Source organism: Mesorhizobium sp. M0960, from assembly GCF_040319055.1.
Lineage (GTDB): Bacteria > Pseudomonadota > Alphaproteobacteria > Rhizobiales > Rhizobiaceae > Mesorhizobium.
Window position 1 is genome coordinate 36040 of the sequence record NZ_JAMYNN010000009.1, and the last position, 12142, is coordinate 48181.

Genomic DNA, 12142 nt, shown 5'->3' on the forward strand with positions numbered 1-12142 from the left:
GTCAGCCGGCCTTTGCCATCTGCATCAGCGTCACCCGGCTCTGCAGCCGGCGCTGTGCCTGGTCGACGACGACGGCGACGATGATGACGAGGCCCTTGATCACCATCTGCCAGAACGAGCTCACCCCCATCATCACCAGCCCGTCCGAAAGAATGCCGATGACGAAGGCGCCGACAATGGTGCCGCCAATGGTGCCGCGTCCGCCCGACATCGAGGTGCCGCCGAGCACTGCCGCGGCAATGGCGTTGAGTTCGAAGCTCTCTCCGGTCGCCGGATGCGAGGCCATCAGTTCGGACGAGATGATCAGCCCGACGATCGCCGCGCAGAAACCGGAGAACATGTAGACGAACATCTTCACCATGTTGACGCGGACGCCCGAAATCCGCGCCGCCCGCTCGTTGCCGCCAACGGCGAAAATGTGGCGGCCGAGCGGGGTGTACTTGGCGAGATAGGCGGCCCCTAATGCAACAACGAGCAAAATCCACAGCGCGACGGGCAGGCCGAGCAACCGGCCGGCGCCGAGAAAGCCGAATCCGGTGGTGCCAAGCTCCGGCTTGCCGACGAGATTGGGGAAGGTGCGCCCGTCGGACGACAGCAGCGCCAGGCCGCGCGCGACATAGAGCACGCCGAGCGTGGCGATGAACGGCGCAACGTTAAGCCTGGTGATCAGCAAGCCGTTGACGGCGCCGATCAATATGCCGACGGCAAGCGTGATCAGCGCGATCTCGAAGACGTTGAAATAGATGGTATAGCCGACCTGCAGGTCGATGCCGTTGAGCACGAGATAGCCGGCCACCATGCCGCACAGGCCGACGATCGAGCCGACCGACAGGTCGATGCCGCCGGTGATGATGACAAAGGTCATGCCCATTGCGAGGAATGCGTTCAGCGCCACGTGCTTCGACATCAGGATAAGATTGGCGGCCGAGAGGAAATTGGGGGCAGCTATCGAGAAGAACAACAGCACGGCGATCAGCGCGATGAACGTCCTCGCCTTCATCAGCGTCAGCAGGACCGAGCCGCTCGAAAGGGAGGTGACCGCCGCCTTGGCTGGAATGTCAGTCATGCGCCTTGCTCTCCGTGCGGGACCGGTCCGTGGCCGAGCGCCGAGGCAGCGACGATTGCGGCCTCTGTCGCCTCGGCGCGGTCGAACATACCAGTCAATTTTCCATTGCTCATCACCGCGATGCGGTCTGACAACGCCATCACCTCATCGAGATCCGAGGTGGCAAACAGGATCCCCAGGCCGTCGCGCGACAGCTTGCGCATGGTGCGGAACACGTCGGCCTTGGCGCCGACGTCGATGCCGCGGCTCGGCTCGTCCATCAGCAGCACCTTCGGTCCGGTGAGCAGCGCCTTGCCGATCACCACCTTCTGCTGGTTGCCGCCCGATAGCGACGAGACTTCCTGCGCCGGATCGGCGACCTTGATCGCCAATTCGCGCACGGTCTGGGCCACCGCCTGTCGTTCGGCGGCACCACGAATGTGGAACAGGCGCACGAAACGCGACAGGCTGGCCAGCGTCAGATTGCTGGCGACGGAGAGGGTCGACACCAGCCCTTCGCGCTGGCGGTCTTCGGGGATCAGCGCCAGGCCGCGGCGGATGCGTCGCGTCGTGTCCCGCTCGTGCACTTTTTTGCCGGCAATGAATATCGTTCCGGTCGAATGGCCGTGACGGCCCATGATGCAGTCGAACAGCTCGCTGCGTCCGGCTCCCATCAGCCCGTAGATGCCGAGGATTTCACCGGCGCGCAGCGACAGCGAGACGTGGTCGACCGCGAGCCCGCCGGTGACACGCGGCAGGCAAATGTCCTCGGCACGGAATATCTCTTCGCCCGGAACATGGCCGTCGGCCTTGGCGAAGTCCTTGGCGTCGGAGCCGATCATCTGCCGCACGATCCACTGGGTATCGACGTCTTTCATCTCCGCCTGGCCGGTGATGCGCCCATCGCGCAGCACGGTGATGGTGTCGCCGATGCGGATCAGTTCCTCGAGCCGATGCGAGATGTAGACGATTGCCACGCCACGCGCCTTGAGGTCGGCAATCACCTTGAACAGGATCTCGACTTCCGCCGCGCTGAGCGCCGAGGTCGGTTCATCCATGATCAGGATGCGCGCATCGAGCGAAACCGCCTTGGCGATCTCGACCAGTTGTTGCTGGCCGATGCGCAGATCCTCGACCAGCATGTCGGGCCGGATGCCGGCTTCCAGGCGTTCAAGGAACTCCGCCGCGCGGCGCTCCTGCTCTTTGCGGTCGATCTTGCGGAAGCGGTTGGTGATCTCGCGGGTGGCGAAAATATTTTCGGCGACAGTCAGATTGCCGAACAGGTTCAGCTCCTGGAACACCATGCCGATGCCGCGATTCACCGCATCCCCGGATGACGAGAAGGAAACCTCCTCGCCGTCCAGCAGAATGCGCCCGAGTGTCGGCTGCTCGACGCCCGCGATGATCTTCATCAGCGTCGATTTGCCGGCTCCGTTTTCGCCGACCAGCACGTTGACCGCGCCCTTGCGCACCTCGAAATTCGCCCGCTTGACTGCGACGGTGCCGGAATAGACCTTCGAGACATCCTCCAGCTTCAGGATGACATCTTGATCGCCGCTCATGGCTTCGGCCCGATCTCTGCCTCCGCCGGCGTCACCAGCGGCAGGTCCTGGCCACTGCCCGGCGTATAGGCGCCAAGTACCTCGACGCTGCGGCCCTCGAGTGTCTCGCGCGGCAGCTTGGAAAGCACGGTCTTGTCGGCATAGGCGTTGAACGCCTTGCCGAACTGGGCGAAGTCGATCTGATTGGTGAAATCGTTGAACTGGATGAAGTCGAGGCTGTCACGCAGGGCGGTCCCACGCATGGCGGGGCCGATCTGCACCCGCGCATCGGCCTTGCCGTCGCCGTCGGCATCGATGTCCATCGTCGCCGCCCGTGACTGTGTGTTGGCTGCAACGACCTTGCCCTCGAGCCGAACGGCGAAGGTCCATGGCGAATTCGCCTGCTTCTTCGGGTTGCCGTATTTCGCGCCGGCAGCGGCGGGGTCGGCCTTGGCCAAGGCATGCACCTCGGGAAACGGCCCGGCCTTCTGCTGCAGATAGGGTATCACCTTCGTCGCCCAGATGTCCTCGACCAACTTGTCGGGATTGAACGCGGAGCCAGTGCCGCCGTTTTCCGCCGACGGCGTCGGCAAGATCTTGCAGGCGGTCAGGCTGACTATTGCTGCGAGGAACAACGCGACAAAGATCGGCCGGGTCAGCGTGTTGAACATGTCGGCTCGTTCGGCATGGCGGTCAGGAGCACCCAGAGAAATGGAAGCAAGGGCGAAATGGAAGCAAGGGACGAACCGGAGGCTCGTCCCTTGCTGCCTGATGTTACGCCGGCTCAGTTGGTGAGCGCGAACGTCTCGAGCTTGGCGGCATTGTCGCCATTGACCAGGACGCAGTCCATCAGCTGCTTTTCTTCGGCGGGAGACTTCTTGTTCTTGATGAAGTCGTTGGCCTGCTCGACCGCCATCTGCGCCTGCGCGAAGGCCGGCTGCAGGACTGTCGCCTTGATGCCGCCGGAGGTGATCGAGTCGCGCACGTCGTTCGACCCGTCGAAGCCGACGACTATGACGTCCTTGCGGCCGGCAGCGGCGAGTGCCGCATAGGCGCCCATCGCCATCGTGTCGTTGCCGGAGATCACGCCCTTGATATCGGGATTGGCCTGGAGGATCGATTCCATCTTTGAATAGGCCTCGGTCTGGCTCCAATTGGCCGACTGCTGCGCCACCATCTTCAGGTCCGGATAGTCGTCGATGACGTCGTGGTAACCCTTGGAGCGGATGCCGGCATTGGTGTCGGATTCCTTGCCGACGAGCTCGACGAAATTACCCTTCTCGCCCATCAGCTTGACGAATTCCTGCGCGCCGAGCTGGGCGCCCTGATAGTTGTTGGAGACGATCTGCGCGACGGCAACGCCGGTGGCATTGATCTCGCGATCGATCAGGAATGAAGGAACACCTGCGTCCTTGGCCTTCTGCACGGCGGCAACGGTGGCGTCGGCGCCGGCATTATCGAGGATGATTGCCTTGGCGCCGCGGCCGATCGCCGTGTCGATAAGTTCGGACTGCTTGTTGGCATCGTCGTCATGGACGAGCACCAGCGCCTCGTAGCCGAGTTCCTTGGCCTTGGCCTCTGCGCCGACAGCTTCCGCCTTGAAGAACGGATTGTCATGCGAGGGCGTGATGATGGCGATCAGATCCGCCGCATAGGCGGGTGCGGCCGTGCCAAGCGCCAGCATGCCGGCGAAAGCCGCAAGCGTCATTCTGCGTGTCAGTTTCATGTATTCCTCCCGTTGAAAACCCGTGCCTTGATCCCAAGGCTATATGCATTCAATTCGTTAGCCAGCGCGGATCGCGGATCGCGTCAGGTTCACAAGCCCTTTGCCGGCTTCACCTCGATCGATCGTCTCCCCGCTATCCTCCACTCGTCCCAGGCCCTGAGCTTGCTGCGAAGCTTGACGGTCCGAGCCATCGAACAGCTAAGCTAACTGGTATGATGAGTCAATGACAATTTCAGGTGATATGTTCCGGAAGACGCGTCGCGCCCTCAGGTGATGCGCTGAATGCTCGCGGCAATCTCCTCCGGCTCGAACACCCGCTTCCAGTCATCGCGCATCAGCACCGGCTTGCCGAACTCTATCGCCTTGTTGCAGGCGTCGGAGAACACGCCTTTGGTCTCGCCGAAGATGACGGCGCCAAGCACGTTCATATGGCCAAGCAGGAAGTCGAGCGCCGCCTGCTTGTCGACCCCGCGCGCCACCACCTCGTCGACGGCCTCCTTCATGACGACGAGCAGCGAAGCGCATACCGTTTCCGAAAGGCCGGGCTCGAGCAGCGCCATCTGATCGACAGTGACGCGATGCGAGCGCATGACCGGGGCCCAGATGATCTTGGCGATCGCCTCACCCTTGGCGAAATCTTCCTCCGGCCCCTGCATCAAGGCGCTGACCATGTGCTGCTTGGCCTTGACGCCGCCGAAATAGTCCTTCTTGGCCGCCATGTCGGTCTCGTCGTTGAAGATCGGCGGATGGCACGGGTGGGTGACGAAATAGGTCAGGTCAGGTCGCTGCGGCAAATGCCCGGCGAAAGGTGCCGCGGCGTCGAGCACGACGACCATCGTGCCTGATGCAAGCTTGCTCTCGATGCTCGCCGCGACCTTGCCGATATGCGTGTCCGGCACCGCCAGGATCACCACATCAGCGCCATCAAGCGCCTCATCGGCGCTGACGGCATCGATGCCGAGGCCCGATTTAAGCCGCTCGCGGCCGGCGTCGCCGACCTCGACATGGCGTACCGTATAGGGAGACCCGCGAAAATTGGTCGACAGGCGGTAACCCATTTTGCCGCCAGCACCAAACAGCGCAATCGTTGTCATTGTCCGTTACTCCTGATTTCCAACGACGGCCCTGCCGATCGTCATCCCATTGACTTGTATGCACATTGCCGCCGGCTGGCGGATTAGAAAAGGCGGGGAGCCGCCGCTCAAATGACGATGCCCTGGACGATGTCCCGGGCGCTCGGATGTCCAGCACAGCGCAGCTATGCGGGGCAATGCTACCTCAGGTACATATTATACCAGCATACCAAATTGGCAAGCGGCCGTGGCACGGCTCTGCGCCACCGGCGAGCCGCAGCAATCGCTTGGGTTTGGCCGTCGTTTACCTCCTGTTCAATGGCAATGAGCGATCATCGCGCTGAACTGCCAATCGGGCGGGATGATTCGCAGCGAACAAAGGCCCATGCTCGAGACTTCACTCTACAGCCCGGTCAAGACCTTCCTCGAAGGCCTGGGATTCATGGTCAAGGGCGAGATCGGCGGCTGCGATCTGCTGGCGCTGAGTGCCGACTCTCCACCGATCGTCGTCATCTGCGAGCTAAAGCTGAAGTTCAATCTCGAGCTGGTCCTTCAGGGCGTCGACCGTATGGCGGTGAGCGACGAGGTCTGGCTCGCAGCATGCATGTCGGGCCGTGGCAAAGGCCGTGAGAGCGATGTGAGGTATCGCAATCTCTGCCGTCGCCTCGGCTTTGGCCTGCTTGGCGTGCGGACGAACGGCGAGGTTCAGGTGCTGCTCAGCCCGACGGCATTGGCTCCGCGTAGGGATTCCCGGCGCCGCTCGAAACTAATCGACGAACATCAGCGTCGGCAGGGCGATCCTGTCGCCGGCGGCGGCTCGCGTGCGCCGATCATGACCGCCTATCGCCAGCAGGCCCTGGCATGCGCCGCAGCACTCGCGGACGGCCCAAAGCGGCCGCGTGACTTGAAGCCCAACCTGCCGAACGCGCCCAAAATCCTGCTGCACAACGTGTATCGCTGGTTCGCGCGCACCGATCGCGGGATCTACGAACTGACCGCTCAGGGCCGTGAAGCATTGCAGCGCTGGCCGCAGCCCGATCGCAGCCACACCGCTGCCTGAGACAGGCAACGCCGGATTTCGCACTCGCTTCCGCGACAATCACGGCTTCGGCAAGACAGCAACCTCGGTGACGGAACCATATTTCGACACGATGGTTGTGTCGTCACCGAATTGATCATCCCTGAGCAAAACGGAAGGAAAGGCCATGCGGCTATCGACGACAATTGCCACACTCTCGGCACTGGCTCTTGCCTCGCCGGTCTATGCGCAATCCGTGGGACCAGAGCTTGTCCCTGTCCCGCCGACGGCCCCGCAAACCCTGCCAGAGCAAGCCACGCCCGAAGGGGCCACTCCCGACCAGGCTACACCTGACCAAGCCTTCTCCGCGCAGAATTTCACCGCAGTGACAATCGTGGCGATGGAGGATCTGCCTCCTGACATCAAGGCACAGGCGGAGGCCGTCGTCACCCAGACCAGCGCCGAGGATTTGCGTATCCTGCAAAGTTCGATCGACGCATCGCCGCAGGCGGCATCGGCACTGGCAGCGAACGGGCTTAATTCCACGCAGGTCGTGGCCGCCAATATCGACGGCGACGGCACGCTGACGCTGATCATCCAGACGACGACGTGAGCGGCTGAAAGCGGACAAGCCGGTTCCGGCATGGAACCGAAGCCCGCCTGGATCGCGGAGGACTGTCATGGCCGAGGCTGCAGTTCGCAACTTCACCATCAATTTCGGGCCACAACATCCCTCCGCTCACGGCGTCCTGCGGCTGGTGCTCGAACTCGACGGCGAGATCGTGGAACGCGCCGATCCCCACATCGGCCTGCTGCATCGCGGCACCGAAAAGCTCATCGAGTACAAGAACTACCTGCAGGCCCTGCCCTATTTCGACCGGCTCGACTACGTCGCGCCGATGAACCAGGAGCACGCATTCTGTCTCGCCGCCGAGAAGCTCCTTGAAATATCGGTTCCGAAGCGTGGGCAACTCATTCGCGTGCTTTTCTGCGAAATAGGCCGGCTTCTGTCGCACCTCCTCAACGTCACCACCCAAGCCATGGACATCGGCGCGCTGACGCCGCCGCTCTGGGGTTTCGCCGAACGCGAGAAGCTGATGGTCTTTTACGAGCGCGCGTCCGGCGCCCGCATGCACGCGAATTATTTCAGGGTCGGCGGCGTGCATCAGGATCTGCCGCCGGAGCTCCTCGACGACATCTGGAATTTCTGCGATCCGTTTCTCAAGGTCTGCGACAATCTCGAAGGGCTGTTGACCGAAAACCGCATTTTCAAGCAGCGCAATGTCGATGTCGGCGTGATCGGCCTTGACGATGCCTGGGCCTGGGCCTTCTCCGGCGTGATGGTGCGCGGATCGGGCGCCTCCTGGGATCTGCGCAAGGCGCAGCCATACGAATGCTATCCGGAGATGGATTTCGATATCCCGGTCGGCAAGCATGGCGACTGCTACGACCGCTATCTCGTACGCATGGAGGAAATGCGCCAGTCGGTCCGGATCATGCGGCAATGTCTGGAAAAGTTGCGCTCGCCCGAAGGCCAGGGGCCGGTCGCGATCCCGAACCGCAAGATCACGCCGCCGCCGCGTGCCACGATGAAGCGCTCGATGGAAGCGACGATCCACCACTTCAAACTTTATACAGAAGGCATTCGCGTGCCGCGCGGTGAAGTCTATGCCGCCGTCGAGGCGCCGAAGGGCGAGTTCGGCGTCTACCTCGTATCGGACGGAGGCAACATTCCCTACCGATGCAAGATCCGCGCACCTTCCTTCGCCCACCTGCAGGCGATGGATTTCCTGTCCCGAGGCCATATGATCGCCGATGTTGCCGCGATCATCGGCTCGCTCGACATCGTATTTGGAGAGATCGACCGCTAAAGTGGGTCGAAGGGTATTTGGAGAGATCGACCGCTAGAGCGGATCGAAGGGTGTTTGGAGAGATCGGCCGCTCACCAGGTCGAAGGATCTTCCACGATCGCGGGATTGTTGTCCCTAGCCAGATCGCACATGCCTGGACGGCGCTCGAACGCCCGTCGGACGAAGGCTCTCAATTGCGGCGGGCCAACTCAAATTCTCGGATCAAAGACGGACGCATGGCCGCGACAAGGCGCAGCCAAGCGTCAAGGAGTTTCACAATCTGCGCGGCCTGACGGGGCACGAGTCCTTCCAAGTTCGGAAGCGCTCCCCGCAGCGCGGAAAGAACGCGTGTTCCGCCGTTCCTCGTATCGCGTCAATGCACGATCAAGCCCTTCATCCAGGCAACAAATCTGTTGCCGCGAACTATCCCGCGCACCCTGGCAGCGGCCCATCGCGCTTGCATCGTGGCGCCAACGTGGCAATGGCAAACGATTTGGTGCAACTGCCGGTCGCTCAGTTCGAAGAAGCGCTTTGCCTCACCATAGGTATCGTCGTTCAAGCCCATGGCACGCAGAACCGGATCCTCGAAAGCGACAGTGAGCGGCGTCCCAGCGCCACGCGATCTGTCGCGCGCTTCCCTGTTCATATATTCGGTGCCTGGAAGCGCCCCAAGGCATCGCGTCGGGTTTTGCTCGAGAAGTTCTGCCCAACGTTCAATCCGCTGGTTTCGGCTCATCGCCGGATACGCCGCGAAGGACTCAACTTCCGCGACGGCATGCAGTTGGTCGAGTGTTTGATGTTTCATGGTCGGCTCCTGTCGACAGGTGAATTCGCCCACGCCTATATGAGCAATTATCGCGCCGTGGAGCGCTGACAAGGCCGGATCACCGCAACATGAGGCGTACGGATCACCTGCCCGGTGAAGCGGCGCTCGGTTCCAACGCGCCGGCGCCGCTCAGTGGGTTCGACGTCGCCCCGTTAACCGAACCCATTCCGGGCAGGAACTTTTGCGGAAGCTCGCGGTTTGGCTTTGCGTCCGCCCCGGCGGCTGCAATATCAGTCTTGAAAGCCATTCCGTTGGACACGAAGCCTCAAAGCGTCGAACAAGACGTCGAGCCTGTAAATGAAACTCGGGAGCAACCGGCCCGGGTTCGAGAATCTCGTGAGCGATCGGCAGAGCCGCGGCAGGAAAAGCCCGACGGGGATGCCTCGCAACGAAAGGCCGGTCTGCTCGGCTTTCCCAAGCGCCATCCCTATGCGACGGCGGCGGTTGCGCTTGCGCTGTTGCTCGTCGCGGCAGGCGTCGTGATCTGGTGGCTGAACGCTCGCCAGTACGAATCGACCGACGACGCCTTCATCGACGCCCGCACGGTGACGATCGGCGCCCAAATCGCCGGCCGCATTACCGAGCTGGCGGTTAGCGACAATCAGCACGTGCAGGCAGGTGATGTCCTCCTGCGCATCGACGACAGCGACTATCAGGCAAATCTGAAGCAGGCCGATGCCGGCGTCGCCGCGGCCGAAGCCGAAATCGTCAATGTCACCGCTCAGATCGAGGCTCAAAACGCAAAGGTGAACGCTGCCCAGAGGCAGGTTGCACAGGCCAAGGCAGCGCTGGATTTCGCCAAGGCTGAGGATCAACGCAATCGCGAACTCCTGGCCAAGGGCACGGCAACGCAGCAGCAGGCGCAGCAAGCGGCATCGACGCTGCGTCAGGATCAGGCCGCGCTGGACAGTGCCGAGGCCAATGTCGCCTCAGCAAAAAGCCAGGTTTCGGTCTTGCAGGCGCAAGCCAGGAGCGCCGAGGCGCAGCTCGAACAGGCCAAAGCCAGCCAGGAGCAAGCCCGCACGACGCTGTCGCGCACGACCATCACAGCACCCGCAGCCGGGCGGGCAACGAGCATTTCGGCCGCTGACGGCACCTACGCCCAACCCGGCCAGGTATTGATGATGTTCGTTCCCGACGAGGTCTGGGTGAGGGCCAATTTCAAGGAGACGCAGCTCGACCTGATGCGGCAGGGACAACCGGTCGACATCGATATCGACGCGTACCCGGACAAGTCGTTCCATGGGCGCGTCGACAGCATCCAGGCCGGCAGCGGCACCGCCTTCAGCCTCTTGCCGGCCGAAAATGCCACCGGCAATTACGTCAAGGTGGTGCAGCGCGTGCCGGTCAAGATCGTCTTCGACAAGCCGCCGGATGTGCTTCTCGGCCCAGGGCTGTCGGTGGTGCCGACGGTCAAGGTGCGATGAACGGCGAAGCAGCCAGAAATCAGGGCGAAAGCCGATCCGCCGCCGGGACGCACAATCCCTGGCTCATCGCCATTGTCGTTTCCATCGCCACTTTCATGCTGGTGCTGGACACCTCGATCGCCAATGTCGCCCTGCGCAACATCGCCGGCAGCCTGGCGGCCGGAATGGACGAAAGCACCTGGGTCATTACCACCTATCTTGTGGCCAACTCGGTGATCATCCCGGTCAGCGGCTGGCTGGCAAGCGTCATCGGCCGCAAGCGCTACTACATGCTTTGCGTGGCGACCTTCACCGTCGCGTCGCTGCTGTGCGGACTGGCGCCCAACCTGGAACTGCTCATCCTGTTCAGGATCCTTCAGGGCCTCGGCGGCGGCGGCATGGCGCCAAGCGAGCAATCGATCCTTGCCGATACCTTTCCGCCGGAAAAGCGCTCGCAAGCCTTCGCGCTTTACGGCATTGCCGTCATCGTCGCACCAACGGTCGGGCCGACGATCGGCGGCTGGCTGACGGACCATTTCTCCTGGCACTGGATCTTCTTCATCAACGTGCCGTTCGGCATCCTGTCGCTGGCACTGGTGCAATGGCTGTTGGTCGAACCGGACGTACTCGAACGCGAACGCAAGGAACGGCTGAAAGGCGGCCTGAAGATCGACGGGGTCGGGTTCGTCCTGGTGGCTACCGCACTGGGGTGCCTCGAGATCTTCCTCGACCGAGGCCAGCGCTACGATTGGTTCGCCTCGAATTTCATTACGACTTTCGCAGTGATTTCCGCGATCGCGTTCCTGCTGCTTATCCCATGGGAAATCAGTCGCAGCGATCCGGTCGTCGACATGCGCCTATTGTTCACGCGCCAGTTCGGCACGGCCTTCCTGGTTATGATGGCGGTCGGTGCTATCCTGTTCAGCACCACCCAGATCGTGCCGCAGCTGCAGCAGACGACATTTGCCTACACCGCGACGCTGTCGGGCCTTTCGATGATGCCGGGCGGCATCGCCATGCTGATCTTGATGCCGGTGTCCGGATTTGTAGGCAGCATCGTGCAGCCCAAATACCTGATCATGGTGGGCATGTCGGTGGTCGCAGTCGCGCTTTGGCACATGACCTCGCTTACCCCGGACGCCAGCTTCCGCTTCTTTGCCTTTGCCCGTGTCTTCCTGATGGTCGGGCTGCCGTTCCTGTTCATTCCCATCTCGACCGCGGCCTATGTCGGCCTGCCCCCGCAACAGACCAACCAGGCATCGGCGCTGATCAACGTTGCACGCAATATCGGCGGCAGCATCGGCGTCTCGCTGTCCAACACCGTCATTGCGCAAAGCTCCCAGATCCATCAATCGAATCTGGTTGGCCACACCGTGCAATCGTCGCCCGCCTATCAGCAGGTGCTTCGGCAGGCGACCGAGCATTTCGTCGCCCAGGGTTCGCCGCTGGTCCAGGCGAAGCAGCAGGCGATCGGCTGGCTCGGCCAGTTGATCGCCCGCCAGGCCACGCTGCTCGCCTACGTCGATGTCTTCCGCTATTGCGCGGTGGCAACCGCCCTGCTCGTTCCGCTTGCCCTGCTGCTGCGGTCAGGCAAGTCGGGCAGCAGACACGAGAATCCGGAGATGGGCTGACCCGCAGGCGCGACGGTGTGGTTCCA

11 protein-coding genes are annotated in these 12142 nt (G+C 62.3%); 5 read left to right on the forward strand and 6 right to left on the reverse strand.

What is annotated here, in order from left to right; genetic code table 11:
• Window position 1 precedes the first annotated feature (1 nt).
• From NKH63_RS17630 to NKH63_RS17650, 5 genes are all read right to left on the reverse strand, one after another.
• On the reverse strand, window positions 2–1066 hold the full coding sequence (locus NKH63_RS17630) for an ABC transporter permease (RefSeq protein WP_023720264.1): 1065 nt from the start codon (window positions 1064–1066) through the stop codon (window positions 2–4).
• On the reverse strand, window positions 1063–2607 hold the full coding sequence (locus NKH63_RS17635; RefSeq protein ID WP_023720263.1) for a sugar ABC transporter ATP-binding protein: 1545 nt from the start codon (window positions 2605–2607) through the stop codon (window positions 1063–1065). Before NKH63_RS17635 ends, NKH63_RS17630 begins: the two co-directional genes overlap by 4 nt.
• The gene (locus tag NKH63_RS17640) at window positions 2604–3257 is read right to left on the reverse strand and encodes a DUF2291 family protein (RefSeq protein ID WP_352918270.1); all 654 of its coding nucleotides are present in this window, start codon (window positions 3255–3257) and stop codon (window positions 2604–2606) included. Before NKH63_RS17640 ends, NKH63_RS17635 begins: the two co-directional genes overlap by 4 nt.
• A 113-nt stretch (window positions 3258–3370) precedes the next feature.
• Window positions 3371–4312: a D-ribose ABC transporter substrate-binding protein gene (locus tag NKH63_RS17645; protein ID WP_023675475.1), complete on the reverse strand. Its 942-nt coding sequence runs from the start codon at window positions 4310–4312 to the stop codon at window positions 3371–3373.
• Window positions 4313–4578: 266 nt separating this feature from the next.
• The gene (locus tag NKH63_RS17650) at window positions 4579–5406 is read right to left on the reverse strand and encodes a phosphogluconate dehydrogenase C-terminal domain-containing protein (protein WP_352918272.1); all 828 of its coding nucleotides are present in this window, start codon (window positions 5404–5406) and stop codon (window positions 4579–4581) included.
• 364 nt (window positions 5407–5770) lie between these two features.
• On the opposite strand from NKH63_RS17650, the gene NKH63_RS17655 reads away from it, so the two are divergent.
• From NKH63_RS17655 to NKH63_RS17665, 3 genes are all read left to right on the forward strand, one after another.
• A complete protein-coding gene (locus NKH63_RS17655; RefSeq protein WP_352918274.1) occupies window positions 5771–6445 on the forward strand; it encodes a DUF2161 domain-containing phosphodiesterase in 675 nt (224 codons plus the stop codon).
• A gap of 145 nt (window positions 6446–6590) precedes the next feature.
• Window positions 6591–7016 (forward strand): hypothetical protein, encoded by a 426-nt coding sequence (locus NKH63_RS17660; RefSeq protein ID WP_352918276.1) that lies wholly within the window; start codon window positions 6591–6593, stop codon window positions 7014–7016.
• A 67-nt stretch (window positions 7017–7083) separates the two neighbouring features.
• The gene (locus tag NKH63_RS17665) at window positions 7084–8274 is read left to right on the forward strand and encodes an NADH-quinone oxidoreductase subunit D (RefSeq protein ID WP_023720257.1); all 1191 of its coding nucleotides are present in this window, start codon (window positions 7084–7086) and stop codon (window positions 8272–8274) included.
• Window positions 8275–8626: 352 nt separating this feature from the next.
• Here the strand turns inward: NKH63_RS17665 and NKH63_RS17670 are convergent, their stop codons facing one another.
• The gene (locus NKH63_RS17670) at window positions 8627–9058 is read right to left on the reverse strand and encodes a hypothetical protein (RefSeq protein WP_023720256.1); all 432 of its coding nucleotides are present in this window, start codon (window positions 9056–9058) and stop codon (window positions 8627–8629) included.
• Between the two features lie 272 nt (window positions 9059–9330).
• On the opposite strand from NKH63_RS17670, the gene NKH63_RS17675 reads away from it, so the two are divergent.
• Both NKH63_RS17675 and NKH63_RS17680 read left to right on the forward strand, forming a co-directional pair.
• Entirely contained in the window at window positions 9331–10506 is a 1176-nt protein-coding gene (locus NKH63_RS17675) for an HlyD family secretion protein (protein ID WP_352481994.1), read from the forward strand.
• Window positions 10503–12116, forward strand: coding sequence for a DHA2 family efflux MFS transporter permease subunit (locus NKH63_RS17680; RefSeq protein ID WP_352909187.1), 1614 nt, complete (start codon window positions 10503–10505; stop codon window positions 12114–12116). Before NKH63_RS17675 ends, NKH63_RS17680 begins: the two co-directional genes overlap by 4 nt.
• Window positions 12117–12142: the final 26 nt, after the last annotated feature.